This is a genomic window from Mucilaginibacter sp. P4_E8, assembly GCF_056401495.1.
Map to the genome: position 1 here is coordinate 71,135 of NZ_JBFUJG010000009.1, position 19,843 is coordinate 90,977.

Annotated in this window: 18 protein-coding genes and 1 riboswitch; of the genes, 14 read left to right on the top strand and 4 right to left on the bottom strand. The window is 42.0% G+C overall.

Translation table 11 applies throughout. The features are described from left to right. Nucleotides 1–106: 106 nt before the first annotated feature. Together AC1DRQ_RS06025 and efp are read left to right on the top strand one after the other, a co-directional pair. Nucleotides 107–727 carry an ABC transporter ATP-binding protein gene (locus AC1DRQ_RS06025; RefSeq protein WP_429399068.1) on the top strand — a complete coding sequence of 207 codons (621 nt, stop codon included), beginning with the start codon at nucleotides 107–109 and terminating at the stop codon, nucleotides 725–727. A 197-nt stretch (nucleotides 728–924) separates the two neighbouring features. Then, on the top strand, nucleotides 925–1,488 hold the full coding sequence (gene efp / locus AC1DRQ_RS06030) for an elongation factor P (RefSeq protein ID WP_429399067.1): 564 nt from the start codon (nucleotides 925–927) through the stop codon (nucleotides 1,486–1,488). 264 nt (nucleotides 1,489–1,752) lie between these two features. Here efp and AC1DRQ_RS06035 read toward each other — a convergent pair whose 3' ends face one another. The 3 genes from AC1DRQ_RS06035 to AC1DRQ_RS06045 all read right to left on the bottom strand — a co-directional run bounded on the left by AC1DRQ_RS06035 (nucleotide 1,753) and on the right by AC1DRQ_RS06045 (nucleotide 3,812). Beyond that, a complete protein-coding gene (locus AC1DRQ_RS06035; RefSeq protein ID WP_477422881.1) occupies nucleotides 1,753–2,520 on the bottom strand; it encodes an exodeoxyribonuclease III in 768 nt (255 codons plus the stop codon). A gap of 121 nt (nucleotides 2,521–2,641) precedes the next feature. Further along, entirely contained in the window at nucleotides 2,642–3,382 is a 741-nt protein-coding gene (locus AC1DRQ_RS06040; protein ID WP_477422883.1) for a peptidylprolyl isomerase, read from the bottom strand. Nucleotides 3,383–3,464: 82 nt separating this feature from the next. Further along, nucleotides 3,465–3,812 carry a hypothetical protein gene (locus AC1DRQ_RS06045; RefSeq protein ID WP_429399064.1) on the bottom strand — a complete coding sequence of 116 codons (348 nt, stop codon included), beginning with the start codon at nucleotides 3,810–3,812 and terminating at the stop codon, nucleotides 3,465–3,467. Between the two features lie 238 nt (nucleotides 3,813–4,050). On the opposite strand from AC1DRQ_RS06045, the gene AC1DRQ_RS06050 reads away from it, so the two are divergent. The 12 genes from AC1DRQ_RS06050 to AC1DRQ_RS06105 all read left to right on the top strand — a co-directional run bounded on the left by AC1DRQ_RS06050 (nucleotide 4,051) and on the right by AC1DRQ_RS06105 (nucleotide 18,621). Further along, the gene (locus tag AC1DRQ_RS06050) at nucleotides 4,051–4,377 is read left to right on the top strand and encodes a hypothetical protein (protein WP_477422885.1); all 327 of its coding nucleotides are present in this window, start codon (nucleotides 4,051–4,053) and stop codon (nucleotides 4,375–4,377) included. Between the two features lie 66 nt (nucleotides 4,378–4,443). Further along, a complete protein-coding gene (locus tag AC1DRQ_RS06055) occupies nucleotides 4,444–6,957 on the top strand; it encodes a TonB-dependent receptor (RefSeq protein WP_477422887.1) in 2,514 nt (837 codons plus the stop codon). 124 nt (nucleotides 6,958–7,081) lie between these two features. Continuing rightward, nucleotides 7,082–8,062: an alpha/beta fold hydrolase gene (locus tag AC1DRQ_RS06060; protein ID WP_477422888.1), complete on the top strand. Its 981-nt coding sequence runs from the start codon at nucleotides 7,082–7,084 to the stop codon at nucleotides 8,060–8,062. A 158-nt stretch (nucleotides 8,063–8,220) separates the two neighbouring features. Continuing rightward, a complete protein-coding gene (tsaE, locus tag AC1DRQ_RS06065; RefSeq protein WP_477422890.1) occupies nucleotides 8,221–8,643 on the top strand; it encodes a tRNA (adenosine(37)-N6)-threonylcarbamoyltransferase complex ATPase subunit type 1 TsaE in 423 nt (140 codons plus the stop codon). A 47-nt stretch (nucleotides 8,644–8,690) separates the two neighbouring features. Continuing rightward, nucleotides 8,691–9,917 carry an alanine dehydrogenase gene (locus tag AC1DRQ_RS06070; RefSeq protein WP_477422892.1) on the top strand — a complete coding sequence of 409 codons (1,227 nt, stop codon included), beginning with the start codon at nucleotides 8,691–8,693 and terminating at the stop codon, nucleotides 9,915–9,917. Nucleotides 9,918–9,928: 11 nt separating this feature from the next. Beyond that, complete coding sequence (locus AC1DRQ_RS06075; protein WP_477422893.1) at nucleotides 9,929–10,609, top strand: M15 family metallopeptidase; 681 nt, start codon at nucleotides 9,929–9,931, stop codon at nucleotides 10,607–10,609. A gap of 63 nt (nucleotides 10,610–10,672) precedes the next feature. Beyond that, complete coding sequence (locus AC1DRQ_RS06080; RefSeq protein WP_477422895.1) at nucleotides 10,673–11,641, top strand: YihY/virulence factor BrkB family protein; 969 nt, start codon at nucleotides 10,673–10,675, stop codon at nucleotides 11,639–11,641. Nucleotides 11,642–11,756: 115 nt separating this feature from the next. After that, nucleotides 11,757–12,488: a Bax inhibitor-1/YccA family protein gene (locus AC1DRQ_RS06085; protein ID WP_429399056.1), complete on the top strand. Its 732-nt coding sequence runs from the start codon at nucleotides 11,757–11,759 to the stop codon at nucleotides 12,486–12,488. A gap of 131 nt (nucleotides 12,489–12,619) precedes the next feature. Next, nucleotides 12,620–12,729: riboswitch (SAM riboswitch) on the top strand. A 150-nt stretch (nucleotides 12,730–12,879) separates the two neighbouring features. Next, nucleotides 12,880–16,569, top strand: a complete 3,690-nt coding sequence (gene metH / locus AC1DRQ_RS06090) for a methionine synthase (protein ID WP_477422897.1) — start codon at nucleotides 12,880–12,882, stop codon at nucleotides 16,567–16,569. A 45-nt stretch (nucleotides 16,570–16,614) separates the two neighbouring features. Continuing rightward, nucleotides 16,615–16,977 carry a four helix bundle protein gene (locus AC1DRQ_RS06095; RefSeq protein ID WP_477422899.1) on the top strand — a complete coding sequence of 121 codons (363 nt, stop codon included), beginning with the start codon at nucleotides 16,615–16,617 and terminating at the stop codon, nucleotides 16,975–16,977. 40 nt (nucleotides 16,978–17,017) lie between these two features. Further along, entirely contained in the window at nucleotides 17,018–17,974 is a 957-nt protein-coding gene (metF, locus tag AC1DRQ_RS06100) for a methylenetetrahydrofolate reductase [NAD(P)H] (protein WP_429399054.1), read from the top strand. A gap of 89 nt (nucleotides 17,975–18,063) precedes the next feature. Next, nucleotides 18,064–18,621: a hypothetical protein gene (locus AC1DRQ_RS06105; protein ID WP_429399053.1), complete on the top strand. Its 558-nt coding sequence runs from the start codon at nucleotides 18,064–18,066 to the stop codon at nucleotides 18,619–18,621. Nucleotides 18,622–18,676: 55 nt separating this feature from the next. Here AC1DRQ_RS06105 and AC1DRQ_RS06110 read toward each other — a convergent pair whose 3' ends face one another. Beyond that, nucleotides 18,677–19,615: a hypothetical protein gene (locus AC1DRQ_RS06110; RefSeq protein ID WP_477422901.1), complete on the bottom strand. Its 939-nt coding sequence runs from the start codon at nucleotides 19,613–19,615 to the stop codon at nucleotides 18,677–18,679. Nucleotides 19,616–19,843 lie beyond the last annotated feature (228 nt).

Genomic DNA, 19,843 nt, shown 5'->3' on the forward strand with positions numbered 1-19,843 from the left:
GAGTTATCAGATTGGAGTTAAGCATTGAACTACACTTTTACTATAAACAATCACAACCAACACGAACCACGACCCCGGCAACACGAAACATGAACCATAGGCTAATATGAACATCTCCCTCAACAACATCGGCCGTAGATTTAACCGCGACTGGATTTTCAGGGGTATTGATTATACTTTTACCAGCGGCGATTCTTATGCCATCCTGGGGCCAAACGGTTCGGGGAAGTCTACTTTGTTACAGGTTTTAAATGCAAGCCTGTCGCCCTCTGCAGGAACAATCAATTTTACGTTTCAGGATAAACCGGTTGAACCAGAGCAGGTATTTAATTACTTAAGTTTGGCCGCACCCTACCTGGAACTGATAGAGGAGTTTACGCTGAATGAGATGGTTGATTTTCATTTCCGGTTTAAAAAATATAAGGATGGGATGGATAAAAGGGGATTGATCACGCTCCTTAATCTGGCTCACAGTGAAAACAAGCTGATCCGGTATTTTTCATCAGGCATGAAACAGCGCCTTAAGCTTATACTTGCTTTTTGTGCCGATACCCCTATGCTGATGCTTGATGAACCCACATCAAATTTAGATACCCAGGGTGTGGATTGGTACCTGAGCCTTGTTGAGCAGTTTGCCCATAACCGCCTTACCATCATCTGCTCAAACCAGGAGCATGAATATGGCTTTTGCAAGCATCAGTTAAGTATTTCTGATTATAAGAGTTAGTGAGTGTTTAATGAGGTTGGATTAAGTGAATAGTGGATTGAGTTCAGGAAAATAATCAACTATTCAGTATTTTATCCAATCGCTTTATTATCAACAGTATCCAGCCACTTAATTTGATCAGGTACTCACCCAATCAACCAAAACACCTCTTGTTTCTTTGCCTATAAGTAGCTAAGTTTGCGCCTCAATATTTTTTTATGGCTAAAGCATCAGATGTTAAAAATGGAAATGTGCTTCGCTTTAATGGCGAATTAGTGCAGGTAGAGGAATTTTTACACCGTACACCAGGTAACTTGCGTGCATTTTATCAGGCCCGTATGCGTAACGTAAAATCAGGGAAACTGGTTGAGTACCGTTTCCGTACCGACGAAGAAGTAGATATTGCCCGTGTTGAAACCAATGATTACCAATATTTATATGAGGATGGCGATGCCCTTGTAGTGATGGATAACACCACCTATGATCAGCATAACATACCAAAAACGTTATTTGGTCCGGCGGTGAAGTTTTTAAAAGAAGGCATGAACGTAATAGTCGCTTTTGAAAGCGATGAGCCGATCATGGGTTCGATCCCAGGTTCTGCCGAACTGGAAGTTACCTACACCGAGCCTGCTGTTAAAGGCGATACCTCAAGTGGTGCCTTAAAAAACGCAACCGTTGAAACCGGTGCAGAGATCCGCGTGCCATTGTTCATCAACATTGGTGACAAGGTAAAGGTTGATACCACTACCGGCACTTATGTGGAAAGAGTAAAGGCGTAAGCCCCCTAACCCCCTGAAGGGGGAACTTTTGATTAACTACTTTCTGCTTTGCAGAAATAAAGAAAGAGGTGCCGTTTTCGGCACCTCTTTCTTTATTTTGTCATCCTGAACTTGTTTCAGGATCCCTCAGGACAAATTAGCCTTCATGCTTTACACTTTGCAAGTGGGATGCCGAAACAAGTTCGGCATGACTTCAATCCTATCAGTACTTTACACATTAAAAACCACCCGCACATAGCTCCCCCTTTAGGGGGCTAGCGGGGCCTAAAACTCAAGCTCCAGCAAAACCGGGCAATGATCAGAGTGACGGGCTTCGGGTAATATGGCCACTCTTTTAATATTTGCTTCCAATTCGGTACTGGCCATGGTATAATCAATACGCCAGCCTAAGTTTTTGGCCCTTGAATTAGCTCTGAAACTCCACCAGGTATAATTGTGCGGTTCTTTATTTAAATGGCGGAAAGTATCAATAAAACCACTCTCCACAAATTTTTCCATCCACTCACGTTCTTCTGGTAAAAAGCCGGATGAGTTGGCGTTTGATTTTGGGTTGTGGATATCAATAGGCCGGTGGCAAATATTATAGTCGCCGCATACTACCAGCTTGGGATAAGTGGCTTTTAACAAGGTAAGGTATTTGCCAAACTCGTCTAAAAAGCGATACTTAAATATCTGCCGCTCATCGCCGCTTGAACCAGATGGAAAGTAAACACTCATGACCGATACTTCGTCAAAATCAACCCTGATGTTACGGCCTTCGCGGTCAAAATCGGCAATGCCACAACCGTATTCTATGTGTTTTGGAGTTTGTTTGCAAAAAATAGCAGTACCGCTGTATCCTTTCTTTTCGGCCGGGAACCAGTAGTGTTTGTACCCAAGCTGATCTACCAATCCCAGGTCGCTAAGTACATCAGGGGTGGCTTTAATTTCCTGGAGGCAAACTACATCGGCATCGGTAGCCTGCAGCCAGGCCAACCAGTTTTTGTTGATAGCCGAACGAATACCATTAACGTTATAAGTGATGATCTTCATACCCCCTAACCCCCTAAAGGGGGAATTTTGTTTTAAGTTTTAATTGTAATTATCTATATGCAATATTAAATATATAAGGTGTAACTTTTTCACTCTGATCCAATTTTACGCTGCCATTACATCACTTATTCTTGTTGTAGATAACTCCCCCTTCAGGGGCCGGGGGGCTAAATATTTTATCCAGTTGTCTGCATTCTTTTTTGCTGAGCACCACTACGGTCATAGGTACATCAGCCAGCGGGCGGTCACACTCATCCTTTTTTACAGCGGCAATACGGTCAACCATATCAATTCCCGAAATTACTTCGCCATAAACGGTATAGTTTTGGTCAAGGTGCGGCACACCGCCAACTGATTTATACCATTCCCTTTGCCAGGCAGGTATTTTGCGGCCTTTGAGACGGGTTTTTTCCAGGGTATCCAGTTTGCCATCGGTAAAGCGTTTGCCTTCGGTAATATAAAACTGGCATCCGCTTGATGCTTTATTAGGGTTATCTTCCCGGGCTGCCGCGAGTACGCCACGCTTATGGAAAAGGCTGTCCCTGAACTCAGCAGGTACGGTATATCCCACATCGCCATTTCCAAGCTCGGCGTCAAACCTTGTTTTTTCAGGGTCTTTTGAATCAGGGTCGCCACCCTGTATCATAAAGTTTTGTATCACCCTGTGAAATAAGGTGCCGTTATAAAAACCCTTTTTAGCCAGTTTAATAAAGTTATCCCGGTGCAGTGGTGTTTCATTATATAAGCGGATAATACAATCGCCATAAGTGGTTTTGATGCGCACATATTGGTTTTTTGGCGGCTTGGCAAACGCGGTAATAATAGTTAGCAATAATAAACTTAGGGTAATGAGTTTTTTCATATATCGTGGTCTGAATCAGAATTTGCTGAATTTAAGAATTTCCAGAATTAATCTTTTAATTAATCAGCCAGGTAAACCCAAACTACGCTCCCTCCAGCTCCTCAAAGTAATTGATGATCAATGATTTCATGAGCATTTCCTGTTCAAGCAGGGTATAGTTAGGTATAACTTTTATCCTTTTCCAGTGCGGCCAGCCATCCTGGTCCAATCCTTCCAGTTCATAAAAGCCCATCATGCTTAATAATTTACAATTGGCAATGTGCATCAGCTCCTCTTTTTGGCGTTTGCTAAACTTGCGTGGCCCCTGACCAAGTTCCTGTACACCAATTAAAAACAGCATTACTTTAATATCCGGTTTCTCATTATCAAAATCCTCTGCAATACGTTGCTGCAGGGCGTTCCACTTTAAATTAATTTCGGCAGGTGTCATAGCGGCAAAGATATGGAATAGTTGTATGAACTATAATTCATGGATTTAAAGATGCCCGGGATTACTTTAGAATATCAAATAAGATCCCTCAATCCCTTAACCTGATAAATCAAGGTTCAGGCAAATAACCCAATAAAGGATGATTTATACCGGCGATTAACAGTAATGTTACAATGTTGCATTAGTTTTAACGTTTTATTAACTATTTTTGCATGATCTTTGTAAAAAGGTGTTAAGGGTGAAAAAAATTAAATCACATATCATATACTCATGGTTGTTGCTCATCTGCTTCGCTGCCGGGCAATACATGGTTTATGCACACCAGCACCAGTTTACAAAGGGGGCGATCAAAACGGCATACGCCACTAACGATCCTCATCAGCAAATTGTTAAAGAAAAATGTAACATGTGCGATGCGATGCATCACCAGGCTGCTATAATTGATAATCCTTTTCATTTTGAACCGCAGGTAGCCACAATACATTTTTTTAAAGCCTCTGATTATAATTTTGTAAGCATTGCGCTTGTACTGGCCGCAGGTCGTGCTCCTCCTGCAATTTCATAGTAATAATTTTTCTTAAAAGTGCTCCACCATTTGCGTGGTATTTATTGATCCAAAATTTATTTTATTATGAAATTAAAGCTAATTAGTAGCTTATTAATGCTGTTTATAGGTTTTTCCGCATTTGCCGATACCCACTTTATTACTGTTAAAAACACTGCTGTTGAAGATGCAATCGGTAGTTTATCAGGTATTATTACTGATAAAGCAGATGGCAAACCCATTATTGGGGCCACTGTGAGTATTCCTGATTTAAGAATGGGCGCTATTACCGATGTAAATGGGAAATATGCTTTCAACAAAGTGCCTAAAGGGATTTACCTGGTACAGGTAACCTATATAGGTTATTCTACCTTCAATCAAAGAGTTGACTTTTCAAAAACTGCCACATTTAATGTACAGATGCAAACCTCATCGCTGGAAGCTGGCGAGGTAGTTATAACCGGTGTAAGTAAGGCCACTGAAATAAAACGAAGCCCCGTTCCAATGGTGGCCGTGGGTAAAACCTATTTAGATCAGCGTGCAGCCTCTGGTAACATTATTGATCAGATAGCCAACTTGCCGGGTGTAAGCGCGGTTACAACCGGGCCAAACGTATCAAAACCATTTATACACGGTTTAGGGTATAACCGGGTGATCACCTTACAGGATGGTATACGCCAGGAAGGTCAGCAATGGGGCGATGAGCATGGAATTGAGGTAGATCAAAATTCTATTGACCGCGTTGAGGTGATAAAAGGGCCAGCCAGTTTAACTTATGGCTCTGATGCCATTGGCGGTGTGGTTAACCTGATCACGCCTGCCCCGGTACCCGAAGGTAAAATTTTAGGGTCGGTACAGGGTATTTATGGTACCAACCAGGGATTGCTTAATGGCTCGTTCAGGTTGCAGGGTAATCAAAATGGTTTTGTTTGGGGAACAGTAGTATCTGCCAAGGAGGCCAAAAACTATCAGAACCAGCATGACGGCCGGGTGTATGCTACCGGATATAAAGAAAAAGATGCACGGGTAATGGTTGGTTTAAACAAATCGTGGGGTTATTCCTATTTACATGCTTCAATTTTTGATGATGAGCAGGATATTCCTGATGGCAGCCGCGATTCGCTAACCCGTAAATTTACCAAGCAAATAACCGAGGATGATGCCTTTCGCCCTATTGTTCCCGAATCTGAATTAAATTCATACCGCATCCCAACGTTGCATCAGCATGTGCAACTTTACCGCATCTATAATAACAGTAACTTTGTTTTAGGCAACGGGAACCTCATCGTGAACCTGGGTTACCAATTTAGCCACAGGCGCGAGTATACACACCCGGAAGCGGGTGATATTGCTGGCTTAAACCTACACCTGAGTACTTACACCTATGACGTTAAATATGACTTTAACATGGGTAATGGTTACGAAACTACCTTTGGTGTTAATGGCCAGTACCAGAACAATACCATTGGTGATGCTACCGATTTTCCAATACCGGCTTACCACCAGTTTGATATAGGGCCGTTTTTTGTGATAAAGAAAAGCTATGGCAAGTTAGATCTTTCTGCAGGTGCGCGTTTTGATACCCGGTCGTTTAAAAACAACGCTGCCTATGTTGATACCCTGGGATCTAATGGTTTCCCGCAGTTATATACCGGCAGCAACCCAGCTACTGCCCCAAATGTTGTCCCGCAGTTTGAGGCATTCAGCAAAACATTCTCGGGCTTTTCGGGCAGCTTTGGTGCTACTTACAACGTGTCAGACGCTTTCCTGATCAAGGGCAATATTGCACGTGGTTTCAGGGCGCCAAGTATTGCAGAAATATCGGCAAACGGGCCTGATCCAGGTTCGCAGATCTACCACATAGGCGACAAAAACTTTAAGCCTGAGTTTAGCTTGCAGGAAGACATCGGTACTTTTTTAACCCTGCCCAATATTTCGGCAAGTGTGGAGCTGTTTAATAATGATATCTCCAATTATATTTACCAGCAACAGGTTTTGGCGGCAGATGGCAGCCCGGTTTTCACACAAGGATATACCACATTTACGTATGTACAAAGTAAGGCCAGAATCTACGGTGGCGAGGTTAATGTTGATCTTCATCCAATACCATGGCTGCATTTTGAAAACGCGCTTAGCCTCACTTATGGCGAAAATAAAGGTAATGGCGGCCCGGTGGCAGATAGCTTGAAATACCTGCCCTTTATACCTCCGTTGCATACCCACTCCGAACTTCGCGGAACCTTTAATAAAGGGTTTGGCAGCTTTAAAAGCGTGTATGCTTTTGTAGGCTTTGATCATTACAGTGCGCAAGATCGCTTTTTTGCGGCTTATGGCACAGAAACAGCAACGCCAGGCTATAACCTGTTAAGCGCAGGTTTTGGTGGCAACATTGTAAACAAGGCCGGTCAACCGGTTTTAAAACTGTTTATTGAGGGTACCAACCTTGCTAATGTAAACTATCAATCAAACATGAGCCGGCTTAAGTATTTTGATAATCCAACGGTGCCTGATGGCGTTCGTCCGGGTATTTTTAATATGGGCCGCAATATTAGCTTTAAAGTGGTTGTGCCGTTTGGTTTCAACAGCGGAAAGAAATCTTAATATACCTATGCTAATGTAAAAGTCCCGCCTTAAAAAGCGGGACTTTTTTGGTTGCTATCAACCCATTTGCAGGTCATTTTTTATTCCGCATAAACATTTATACTTCATCCCTGTATTAATACTTATGTACCGAAAAATAATATTACTATTTACCATACTGATCATATCAATTGCTGCCAATGCTCAATCAGATACGCTATCTGTCACCCTCGAAAATGTTAAATATCCTTATCCGGTAAGCTTTTTACCCATCAAAGTTGAGGGCCAGGATGTACGCATGGCCTATATGGATATTAAACCCGCCAATGCCAATGGCAAAGCCGTAATATTATTTCATGGCAAAAACTTTGGTGGTTATTACTGGACAAGCGTTATCCGGGCCCTAAGTGAAAAAGGTTACCGTGTGATTGTACCCGATCAGATTGGTTTCGGCAAATCATCAAAAGCGTTTATACATTATAGCTTTCACCTGTTGGCTCGCTTTAATAAAAACCTGCTCGACACTTTGGGCATTAAAAAAGTAACCATACTGGGCCACTCCATGGGCGGTATGCTGGCTACACGTTTTACGCTGATGTATCCTGAACGGGTTGAAAAACTGCTGCTGGAAGACCCCATAGGTTTGGAAGATTACCGAACCTTTGTCCCCTATCAAAGTGCCGAAGACGATTATAAAGCCGAACTAAAAACAAGCTATGAAAGCGTAAAAAAATATTATCAAACCTCCTACTTTACCTCCTGGAAACCCGAATATGACTATCTGGTTAAGATAGGTGCCGGAGTAAATAAAAGTGCTGATTTTCCACGATACGCCAAGGTTGCCGCGCTTACTTTCGAAATGATATATGAGCAACCGGTATGTTATGAATTTAGCTTGATCAAAGTGCCAACCGTATTATTTATTGGTAAGGAAGATAAAACCATTGTGGGCAAGGCGTTGTTAAGCGACGAGGAAAAGGCCAAACACGGACAATATAAAATATTGGGCCCCGAAACAGCTAAAAAAATTCCCGGCTGCAAGCTCATAGAGTTTGATAACTGCGGCCACATACCACACATTGAAGTACCCGAAAAGTTTTTAAAGGCACTTATCAATAATATTTGATGATCCAATGATTTATCCCGTTAAGTATTTGATTATTTTTGAAGGGAGAATATTTTTGTCATGCTGAACGTAGTGAAGCATCTATTCTGTGCAGGAAAACTCACGAATAGATCCTTCGTTCCTCAGGATGACAAAACAAAAAATAATTAATTACAAAAGTGTTACTAACTGTTCAAACCATATCAGAATTACCAGCCGCTGCTGAAGCCATCATTGAGCATGCGGCCAATAACAGGATATTTCTTTTTTACGGCGATATGGGGGCCGGTAAAACTACACTCATTAAAACCCTCTGCAGGCTTTTGGGCACAACTGATGCTGTTACAAGCCCCACCTTTGCCATTGTGAATGAATATCAGGCTGCAAAAGATAAGATCTATCACTTTGATTTTTATCGGCTTAAAGACCAAACAGAAGCCCTGGACATGGGTTATGAAGAATATTTTTACGGGGGCGCTTATTGCTTTGTTGAATGGCCCGAAAAGATACCAGACCTGCTGCCGCCGCATTATACCAGCATCAGCATAAAGGCTTTGAGTGATGGTTCACGACAGATCAATATTGAAAATTTTTTAGTTTAATGATAAGCCCTTTTTTCTTATCTTCATCAGCCACAAAATAATACATCATGAGTTCAGGGATATACAGTGGGTTTTCGGACGTTGCCAAGCAGGCAATGATGCAGCCTCAGGAGTCAATGCTGGAGGTTAAAAACAAAAAAGATAAGCTATACATCGGCATTCCTAAAGAGATATCCTTCCAGGAGAACAGGATCCCGTTAACCCCGTTATCAGTAGCGTTATTGGTTAATAACGGGCACGCGGTTATTTTAGAAAGTAATGCCGGGCAGGCGGCCAATTTTTCTGACAAGGATTACAGCGATCAGGGCGCCCGCGTTGTTTATGATACAAAATCGGTTTACGAGGCTGATATCATTATAAAAATAGCGCCCCCTATGCTGCAGGAAATTGAGCTGATGAAACCCGGACAGATATTGATATCGGCCCTGCAGCTATCAACCCTGAAAGCCGAATGCCTTCATGCCCTGATGAATAAAAAAATCACAGCGCTGTGCTTTGAGCATTTACGGGATGAGGGTAATTCGCTTAGCGTAGTAAGGGCTATGAGTGAGATAGTGGGTGCCACATCTATACTTATAGCGGCCGAGTATTTAAGTAATGTATTTGAAGGTAAGGGTTTAATGCTGGGTGGTATTACCGGTGTGCCCCCTACAGAAATTGTGATATTAGGCGCCGGTACTGTTGGCGAATATGCCGCCCGCACTGCCATATCATTAGGTGCCGAAGTAAAAGTTTTTGATCCATCAATATATAAACTTCGCCGTTTGCAAAACAACATCGGCAGCCGGGTATTCACTTCGGTTGTACAGCCCATTGTGCTTGAAAAAGCCATAACCACCTGCGATGTAGCTATAGGCGCCATACGTGCCGAAGATGGTCGCAGTTCCTGCATTATTTCAGAAGCCACCGTAAGCCGCATGAAACGCGATTCGGTAATTATAGATGTAAGCATTGACCAGGGCGGTTGTTTTGAAACATCAGAAGTTACCAATCATACGCACCCGGTTTTTCGCAAGTATGATGTAATTCATTATTGTGTGCCCAATATAGCCTCGCGCGTGGCCCGTACCGCCACTTATGCGCTCACCAATATATTCACCCCTATATTGTTAGATATTGGCGAACAGGGCGGTATAAAGAATGTGATCTGGCAAAAGTCGGGCGTGCGCAATGCGGTGTATATTTACCACGGACATTTGACCAATAAGCATATTGGTGAGCGGTTTTATATCCCCTGTAAAGATCTTGATCTGCTTATTGTATCGCACCGCTAAAAGTTGTAAATATGCGTCGTTGCCTCATTGCATTAGTGTTTATTATTGCAGGGATCAGCGCTCAGGCGCAGCATTATAAATATATCGACAGTACAAAAATAAGTGGAACTGCCCGTTATAAAAGACAGGTAAAGACCAATCCGGATAAGCAACTGGTTGAAATTAAGCAATACATTCCAACCATAGTTTTGGATATCAGGTATGCCACCACCAATAATTTTATGCACCGGCGCATGTATCAGCAGCCTAAAGCATATGCGCGTTTACCCGTGGTAAAAGCTTTACAACAGGTGGAGGCCGATCTGAAAACCCGGGGCCTTGGCCTTAAAATTTATGATGCCTATCGTCCTTACTCGGTTACGGTTAAGTTTTACGAAATGGCGAGCGATACCAACTTTGTTGCCGACCCCAGAAAAGGCTCTAAACATAATCGTGGCTGCGCTATCGACCTTAGTCTTATCAACCTAAAGACCGGTAAAGAACTGGATATGCCCACCGGCTTTGATAGTTTTAGCAAAAAGGCAGCAGCAAATTATCAGGCTATTACAAAACCACAATTGGATAACCGTGAATTGCTTAAAACAATCATGCAGGCCCACGGGTTTACCGTACTAACCACCGAGTGGTGGCACTATGATTTTAATGGATGGGCTAATTATGAACTGCTTGATATTCCGTTTTCGGCGCTTTAATTCACATGTTCGAGGTATAAAGGCACTAAAATTGCTAAGCATTGTTTTGATAAATAACCGGGGATGAAATTATTTAGTAAAGAGTATCTTAAACATTTGTGGAAAATACTGGTAGCCACGTTTAGCGGATTTTCAAGCGATAACGGGTTAAAGCTAAGCGCGTCATTGGCTTATTACACTATTTTTTCTATAGCTCCGCTGCTATTCTTGCTAATTGCTGTAGTAGGTTTGATTCCTTTAGCTAAAACCGACACATTATACCAGCAATTAGCAGTATACGTAGGTGTAGATGCCTCCAATCAAATACACAGCACGGTTGCAAGCCTAAAACTTAGCGGTAAAAGTGGATTTGGTTTTGCCATAGGCGTTATAACTTTATTAATAGGAGCAAGCAGTATATTTATTGAGATACAGGATTCATTAAACCATATATGGCGTGTTAAGGCCAAACCTAAAAGTGGCTGGATAAAATTGCTCCAAAACCGTTTCCTGTCATTTTCACTGATTGTTAGTTTAGGTTTTCTGCTTTTAGCATCCCTATTGGTAAATCTTATTATTGAAGCATTAGGTAAAAAAATAGAACACTTTTTGCCCGCGGTAACAGGCCTGCTTTTAAAAGCGGTTAACCTGGGTATTACACTGGTAGTGATCACCGTTTTATTTGGCATTATATTTAAATTTTTGCCCGATGTGAAGATCAAATGGAAAGATGTACGTACCGGCGCGTTTTTTACCGCGTTGTTGTTTATGCTTGGCCAGTACCTCATAGGGTTATATATTCAATATACAGCTCAGGGATCTGTGTATGGGGCCGCAGGATCTATCATTGTTATTTTAGTTTGGATATATTATACCGCGGCTATACTGTACATAGGCGCGGAGTTTACGCAGGTTTATGCCGAAGCCATAGGCAGTCACATTGAGCCGGCAGAGTATGCCGTGTACATGCGGCATACCGAAGTTGAACAAGCTGTAAAAGACCTGCCGCTACAACACCCGGAAGTTAAAAGCAACCTTAAACGTGTTGATTAATAATTAGTTCGGTACGTGTTTACTCATGCCCTGTTTTTTGATTCTACCCCTTGTTTCTCTTCACGCTATATTCACATTTTATTCGTAAATTCGTATATTAATTTATTTTAATAAAATGGAAATTAAAGATTCTGAATACGTTTATAAAAACGTAATACAATTAAATGAGGTTGATGCATCCCGCAGATTTATAGCCAATGTGTTTGTGTGGATGTTTGTTGCCCTTGGTCTTTCTGCCTTTTGTGCGTTTGCCTTCTCGCAGGACCAGACATTAATTAATATGCTTAGAGACCCGGAAACAGGTCGTAATACTGGCTTGGGTACTATAACCATGTTTGCCCCACTTGCATTTGTATTAATAATATCGTTTGGTTTTAATCGCCTATCGTACGGTGTATTAGCATTTCTCTTTGTTGCGTTTTCGGCAATAATGGGTGTGAGTTTAAGCTACATACTTTTGGTTTTTACCGCAGGCTCGGTTTTAGGCGTGTTTATAACTACCTCAGCCGTTTTTGGTATCATGGCCGTTGCAGGTTATACTACAAAAACTGATCTTACCAAATTTGGTTCTATCATGATGATGGGCCTGTTCGGCATTATCATAGCATCGGTTGTTAATATGTTTATGCGCAGCAGCCAGTTAGATTATATCATCAGCTATATTGGTATTGCTGTATTCGTGGGTTTAACCGCTTATGATGTACAAAAACTTAAACGCATTGGTGCCGGTTTAGAATATGGCGATGCCACGGCTAAAAAAATGGCGCTTATGGGTGGCTTAACGCTTTACCTTGATTTTATCAATCTTTTTCTGATGATACTGCGCTTATTTGGCAGAAGAAGATAATACGAATAAAAACTATTATTAAAAGCTGCCCTCAAAGGCAGCTTTTTTTGTTTACATAATTTTACTTAATGTACACATATTGTAAAGGGTGTAACTATTGCATATTAAAGCTTTATTATGCACCTTTGCATTGCTTATGGAGAAAGACGGAGGGATTAGACCCTGCGATGTCTTAGCAACCTGTGCTTCACAAGGTGCTACATTCTACTCAATCACTACAAAGTGTTGGGAAAGATAAGCGAAAGTCAATATAACACCCGACTTTTCGATGTAAGCTGTATTTTTTTAGTTACGTGTTGCCAGGCTTCTGTTGCCAGTGATTTGCATATTTTGTAATTCACCCAACTACAAGTCGCACGCCACACGCCACCGAAAACAGGCAACCGATAAAATGGATATTAGAAAAGAATTAGAGAAACGCATACTGGTAATTGACGGGGCAATGGGTACCATGATACAACGGTACCAATTAACCGAACGGGATTTTCGTGGGGAGCGTTTTAAAGATCACCACTCCGATCTGCAGGGAAATAACGACCTGCTGAACATCACACGCCCTGATATTATTAAGGCCATACATACAGAATATTTGGATGCCGGTGCTGATATTATTGAAACCAATACTTTTAGCACCCAGGTAATTTCCCTTGCCGATTATAAGCTGGAGGAATTAGCCTACGAACTGAGCTTTGAGGGCGCGCGCCTGGCCCGCGAAGTGGCCGACGAATACAATAAAAAAACACCCAACAAGCCACGCTTTGTGGCCGGCGCGGTTGGTCCAACAAATCGTACAGCATCTTTATCGCCCGATGTTAATGACCCGGGTTACCGTGCTGTAACATTTGATGACCTGGCCGAGGCTTATTATGATCAGGTTCGTGGTTTGGTTGATGGCGGATCAGACATGTTATTGGTTGAGACCATATTTGATACATTGAACGCCAAAGCAGCATTGTTTGCGATCAATCGTTACGCCAATGAAACCGGCAAGCATTTGCCTATCATGATATCGGGTACTATTACTGATGCTTCAGGACGTACCCTATCCGGGCAAACTGTTGAGGCCTTCTGGAATTCTGTCCGTCATGCAAATCTGCTTTCGGTAGGTTTAAACTGTGCCCTGGGAGCCAAAGAAATGCGGCCTCACCTGGCCGAACTTTCTGAAAAGGCCAATGTATTTATATCGGCCTATCCAAACGCGGGTTTGCCAAATGAGTTTGGGCAGTACGACGAAACCGCGCATGAAACCGCGCACCAGGTTGATGATTTTATAAAAGCTGGCCTGGTTAACATTGTTGGTGGTTGTTGCGGCACTACACCTGAGCATATTAAATGTATTGCCGAAAAAGCAGCCAAATATCCTCCAAGACTATTGCCCGAAATTGAACCTGATCTGCGCCTGAGCGGCCTGGAAGCGGTTACTATTAAACCTGAAAGCATTTTTGTGAATGTGGGCGAGCGTACCAACATTACGGGATCACCAAAATTCTCCAAGCTGATATTGGCCGAAGATTACGAAGCCGCGTTAGCCGTTGCCCTGCAGCAGGTAGAAGGTGGTGCCCAGGTGATTGATATCAACATGGACGAAGGGATGATCGATTCGGAAGCGGTGATGGTAAAGTTCCTGAACCTGGTAGCTTCTGAACCCGATATTGCCAAACTTCCTATCATGATCGATTCATCAAAATGGACGGTGATTGAGGCTGGTTTAAAGTGTATACAGGGTAAGGGAATTGTGAACTCCATCTCCCTAAAAGAAGGCGAAGATAAATTTAAAGAGTACGCCCGTAAAATATTAAGCTACGGCGCTGCCACCGTAGTAATGGCCTTTGACGAAACCGGGCAGGCCGACTCATTGGAACGCCGTAAGGAAATCTGCCAACGCTCGTATGATATTTTGGTTAATGAGGTTGGTTTTCCGCCGCAGGATATCATTTTCGACCCTAATATTTTAACAGTAGCCACCGGACTTGAAGAACATAACAACTACGCGGTTGATTTTATTGAAGCAACCCGCTGGATAAAACAAAACCTGCCACATGCCAAAGTAAGCGGTGGGGTAAGTAATATTTCGTTCTCCTTTAGAGGGAACAACGTGGTACGCGAAGCCATGCACTCTGCCTTTTTATACCACGCCATTGGCGCAGGTATGGATATGGGTATTGTAAATGCCGGTATGCTGGAAGTATATGAACAGATTGACAAAACCTTGCTTGAACTGGTAGAAGACGTACTGCTTAATCGCCGCGATGACGCTACCGAACGCCTGGTTGAATATGCCGATACCATCAAAAGTAAAGGCAAAGAAATAGTGCGTGATGAGGAATGGCGCAAAGGAACAGTGCAGGAAAGATTATCACATGCCCTGGTAAAAGGTATTATTGAATATCTTGATGATGATGTGGAAGAAGCGCGTTTAGCCTATAGCAAACCGTTGGAAGTGATTGAGGGGCCGCTGATGGATGGTATGAACATCGTGGGCGATCTTTTTGGCGCGGGTAAAATGTTTTTGCCGCAGGTGGTAAAATCGGCCCGGGTAATGAAAAAGGCGGTGGCCTATCTGTTGCCGTTTATTGAGTTGGAAAAACAAAGGGTTATTGATGCCGGCGAAGACTCCAGTGGAAGCAGGGCCAATGCCGGTAAAATATTAATGGCCACCGTTAAAGGTGATGTGCATGATATTGGTAAAAATATAGTAGGTGTAGTACTGGCCTGTAATAATTTTGAAGTGATAGATCTGGGTGTGATGGTACCTGCCCAGCGCATTATTGAAGAAGCCAAAAAACAAAATGTGGATATTATAGGCTTAAGCGGATTGATCACGCCGTCGCTTGATGAGATGGTGCATTTTGCCAAAGAAATGGAACGCGAAGGATTTACCATTCCGCTTATTATTGGCGGGGCCACTACATCACGTATACATGCCGCGGTAAAAGTAGCACCCCATTATTCGGGTGCTGCCATCCACGTACTTGATGCATCGCGCAGCGTTACGGTTTGCAGCAGTTTAATGAACCGCGACAATCGGGATGGTTATATACAGGGCATAAAAGATGAATATGCAAAAGCCCGTGAAGCACATTTAAATAAAAAATCAGACAAACGTTTCGCGACCATTGAAGAAGCAAGGAAAGCAAAATTCCAGATAAGTTTGGATGGCGATATTGCACCTAAACCTGCTTTTACCGGTACAAAAGTATTTGAATCGTACCCGCTGGAAGAACTGGTTCCCTACATTGACTGGACACCGTTCTTTCATACCTGGGAACTGCGTGGCAGCTACCCTAAAATATTTGCGGATAAGTTTGTAGGCGACGAAGCCAAAAAGTTATTTGACGATGCGCAGGAACTGTTAAAGAAAATTGTAGATAAAAAACTGTTAAAAGCAAATGGCGTTATCGGTTTTTGGCCGGCTAATAGTGTGGGCGATGATATTGAATTGTATACCGATGAAAGCCGTACGAAGATGCTAACCCGCATTCATACGTTGCGCCAGCAAGGCGAAAAAGTAAAGGGTGACCCGTATTATGCCTTGTCGGATTTTATCGCGCCAAAAGAAAGTGGTGTGCCTGATTACTTTGGAGGTTTTGCTGTAACAACCGGTATTGGTTGCGACGAGATGGTAGCAGAATTTGAGCGCGACCATGACGACTATAACAGCATTATGGCCAAAGCCCTTGCCGACCGCCTGGCCGAGGCATTTGCCGAAAAAATGCACGAACTGGTACGTAAGGAACACTGGGGGTATTCAAAAGGTGAGCAACTGAATACAGATGAATTGATCAAGGAAGAATACCAGGGTATCCGTCCGGCACCTGGCTATCCTGCTTGTCCTGACCATACCGAGAAAACCACGCTGTTTGAGCTTTTAAAGGCCGAAGACAATGCCCATATGCATTTGACCGAAAGCCTGGCCATGACGCCAGCGGCATCAGTAAGTGGTTTCTATTTCGCACACCCGCAAGCAAGGTATTTTGGTCTGGGTAAGATCAGTAAAGATCAGGTAGAGGATTATGCTATCCGCAAAAACATGCCGCTGGAAGATGTAGAAAGATGGTTAGGGCCTAATATTAATTATTAATTTGTTGCGAGGCTCCTGTTTCGAGGTTCGTGGAAAAAAGAAAGAATGGTATACACAGACTTAGATGTTTGGAAAGAAGCAAGAGCTTTAGTTAAGCTTGTTTATACAAGCTTAGTTAATTTCCCAAAAGATGAAATATTTGCTTTACAATCGCAAATCAAACGCGCTGCCATATCTATTCCATCTAACATCGCAGAAGGATCTGGAAGAAATCATGGTAAGGATTCTTTACAGTTTTTCTATATAGCGAGAGGTTCAGCTTATGAATTAGAAACACAATTTTATCTTTCTTTTGATCTTAACTTTATACAAAAAGAATTATTAGATACATTACTGAATCAACTTGAAAAAGTAAGAAAATTACTATCAGGGCTGATCAATTATTATAAATCAAACTTAGCGAAATAAGGTCGCTTCTGGCAACCCGAACCACGCAACCCGAACCAAAATGAAGATCACCGAGCACATTAAGAACGCCAACGGCAAAACACTTTTTTCTTTTGAACTGATACCGCCATTAAAGGGACAGAGCATACAGGGTATTTATGATGCTATTGATCCTTTGATGGAGTTTAAGCCGCCGTTTATTGATGTAACCTCCCTGCGCGAGGATTATATTTATAAAGAGCACTCCAATGGTTTGCTGGAGAAACTGAGCTATCGTAAACGCCCGGGTACTATTGCTATTTGTGCGGCTATCATGAATAAGTATAAGGTTGATACGGTTCCGCATTTGTTGTGCGGAGGTTTTACCAAAGATGAAACCGAGAATGGGCTGGTTGATCTGCAGTTTTTGGGTATCGAGAATGTGTTGGTGTTGCGTGGTGATGCCAGGCGCGGTGATGCCTCATTTGTGCCTACACCCAATGGGCATAATTACGCTACCGATCTGCTGCAGCAGGTGGTAGATATGAACAACGGCATATACCTGCATGAGCATAATGACTCAAGCCTTAAAACAGATTTCTGTATTGGTATTGCCGGTTATCCTGAAAAACACTTTGAGGCGCCAAACCTTAAAACCGACTTTAAATACCTGAAGCAAAAGATAGATATGGGTGCTGATTTTATTGTTACCCAGATGTTTTTCGACAATCAAAAATACTTTGACTTTGTGAATTGCTGCAGGGCAAATGGTATTACGGTACCTATTATACCAGGGTTAAAGCCCGTTACTTCGTCAAAGCAATTGGTTAACCTTTCCAAAACCTTTCATATTGACATGCCCGAAGACTTGTGCGATGCTATAAATGGCTGCAAATCTGAAAAAGATGTAAGGGACATGGGCGTGGAGTGGATGATAAACCAATGTAAAGAGCTTATAAAGTTTGGCGTACCGGTATTGCATTTTTATACCATGAGCAACGCTGGTCCAACAAGGCGCATTGCCGAGGCTATATTTTAGTGCAATATGCATAGTAAGGGTTTATGGAAGTAAAATGCTGATTAAAAATTTATATTTTTAGTTTTTATTATCCTCCATAACATTTACCTATGGATACTTTTAGCCACATTAAAGCTGTTATTGGTATAATATTGGGCCTGAGCATAACCCATTTGTTAAGGGGTGCCGCAAAGCAAATACAACATCCCGGCCGCAGTAAACCTTATTGGGTACATTCCCTGTGGTCATTTTACCTGTTTATTTTACTGCTTCATTTTTGGTGGTGGGAGTATAACCTGCACGATATTAAGCACTGGTTATTTGCAGAGTACCTTTTTGTAATTATTTACATTGTTATATACTATAGTGTTTGTGCCCTGTTGTATCCCGACGACCTGAAGGATTACAAAGATTATGAAGATTACTTTTACTCGCGCCGAAAATGGGTGTTCGGTATATTGGGTTTTAGCTATTTGTTGGATCTGGTAGATACCTTGATAAAAGGCGAGGCCTATGTGCATCATTACGGTATTGAATACCCTATCCGTAATATCAGTCACTTTTTGTTGTGTATGATAGCCATGAAGGTAAACAACAGGACATTCCACGCCATACTGGTGATCGTTTTTATAGTGTACGAGTTTTCGTACATATTACGATTGTTTTAAAAGGGGGCCACAATACTGCGGCTCCCCTTGGTTTTTATATGATCAGTTAATAGTGCTATTGGTATAAATATGTTTTAGTAAGATGCTCAAGGGCTTCCTGAAACAGGGTATAAGCTGTTTCTTCGTCATTGTTTGTTAACGAATTAAGCGAGGTTTTGATGTATTTATCATACAGGTCTTTAAAAACAACCTGTTGGTTTTGTTCTTTATCAATAGCCTCCAGCAACGACGCCGAAATGGTATAGTACTTCTCAATCTCCACACCGCTAAATTTTTCCTGCAATAGTTTATCCCTAAAAGCTCTTAAAACATTTAATTGTCCTTCAGCCTCACCTCCTGCAAGATTGGTGGTGATACGGGTAAGGGCGCACATCTCTTCCATTGTTCCTTTGGGGCAACCTTCTGAACCCGGACAAGGATATGAATCATCACCAATTAAAGATCCATTAATGCCCGATTGTATAAGCGCCTTATATGGGTAATTATTCTCAACATCATAACCAAAGTGATAAACAAGGTTGTCGCTTTCGGCTTGGTTTACCAGTTCGGTTAAAATTTCCCTGCCCATGAACGATCCGCGGTTAATTCTGGTGTAGTTGGCGCCGACATCCATCCTTTTAAAGTTGAGTACATGATTAAACAATACCTGCCAGGTTTTCTCTAACGAAATATTATTTCCTTCATTAGTCAAAAAGCCATCGGTTTTAATGATAGAATTAGGAAGGCTTCCGCCGCCGGTGTAGTTACCCGGAATTAAAACAAGCATCCTTGATGACGGATCATTTGCGTTTTCAAGGCCGTTCATGAACTTGATGCCCGATACGGTAGCATCATAAAGTACGGTTTTTAGGGCTGATTTAGAAAGTGTTACCCGGTTAACTTCGCCCGGAAAACTGTTCCTGAAGTTTTGAGCAAGTTCATGATAGCGATCCTGGCTGATAAAAGCTCCGATGCATTGAGGTTCAATTTTGAAAATAGATGCTGTTGTGATCATGGTTTGTGATTAAGTTTTGGTTAAATGGATTACTTATTATAAATATAATAATAAATTTAATATTAACAATATAGGGCATGTTAAATGTTTATTGGTAATTATTTACAACTGTTAACAAGTATTGTGTATCGGATGTCGTATTTTACTAATATTAGCATAATAAGTGCTCATATTAGTATGCGTAGTACTACAGTTTTTGATACGTAAAACTACGTATTATGATTAGGG

Excerpts from the sequence above, each read along its gene's own strand:
- AC1DRQ_RS06095 (WP_477422899.1), top strand. The coding sequence starts at position 16,615 with ATGGTATACACAGACTTAGATGTTTGGAAAGAAGCAAGAGCTTTAGTT.
- AC1DRQ_RS06025 (WP_429399068.1), top strand. The coding sequence starts at position 107 with ATGAACATCTCCCTCAACAACATCGGCCGTAGATTTAACCGCGACTGG.
- efp (WP_429399067.1), top strand. The coding sequence starts at position 925 with ATGGCTAAAGCATCAGATGTTAAAAATGGAAATGTGCTTCGCTTTAAT.
- AC1DRQ_RS06075 (WP_477422893.1), top strand. The coding sequence starts at position 9,929 with ATGCGTCGTTGCCTCATTGCATTAGTGTTTATTATTGCAGGGATCAGC.
- metF (WP_429399054.1), top strand. The coding sequence starts at position 17,018 with ATGAAGATCACCGAGCACATTAAGAACGCCAACGGCAAAACACTTTTT.
- AC1DRQ_RS06070 (WP_477422892.1), top strand. The coding sequence starts at position 8,691 with ATGAGTTCAGGGATATACAGTGGGTTTTCGGACGTTGCCAAGCAGGCA.
- AC1DRQ_RS06105 (WP_429399053.1), top strand. The coding sequence starts at position 18,064 with ATGGATACTTTTAGCCACATTAAAGCTGTTATTGGTATAATATTGGGC.
- AC1DRQ_RS06035 (WP_477422881.1), bottom strand. The coding sequence starts at position 2,520 with ATGAAGATCATCACTTATAACGTTAATGGTATTCGTTCGGCTATCAAC.
- AC1DRQ_RS06085 (WP_429399056.1), top strand. The coding sequence starts at position 11,757 with ATGGAAATTAAAGATTCTGAATACGTTTATAAAAACGTAATACAATTA.
- AC1DRQ_RS06060 (WP_477422888.1), top strand. The coding sequence starts at position 7,082 with ATGTACCGAAAAATAATATTACTATTTACCATACTGATCATATCAATT.
- AC1DRQ_RS06045 (WP_429399064.1), bottom strand. The coding sequence starts at position 3,812 with ATGACACCTGCCGAAATTAATTTAAAGTGGAACGCCCTGCAGCAACGT.
- AC1DRQ_RS06110 (WP_477422901.1), bottom strand. The coding sequence starts at position 19,615 with ATGATCACAACAGCATCTATTTTCAAAATTGAACCTCAATGCATCGGA.
- AC1DRQ_RS06040 (WP_477422883.1), bottom strand. The coding sequence starts at position 3,382 with ATGAAAAAACTCATTACCCTAAGTTTATTATTGCTAACTATTATTACC.
- metH (WP_477422897.1), top strand. The coding sequence starts at position 12,880 with ATGGATATTAGAAAAGAATTAGAGAAACGCATACTGGTAATTGACGGG.
- AC1DRQ_RS06055 (WP_477422887.1), top strand. The coding sequence starts at position 4,444 with ATGAAATTAAAGCTAATTAGTAGCTTATTAATGCTGTTTATAGGTTTT.
- AC1DRQ_RS06080 (WP_477422895.1), top strand. The coding sequence starts at position 10,673 with ATGAAATTATTTAGTAAAGAGTATCTTAAACATTTGTGGAAAATACTG.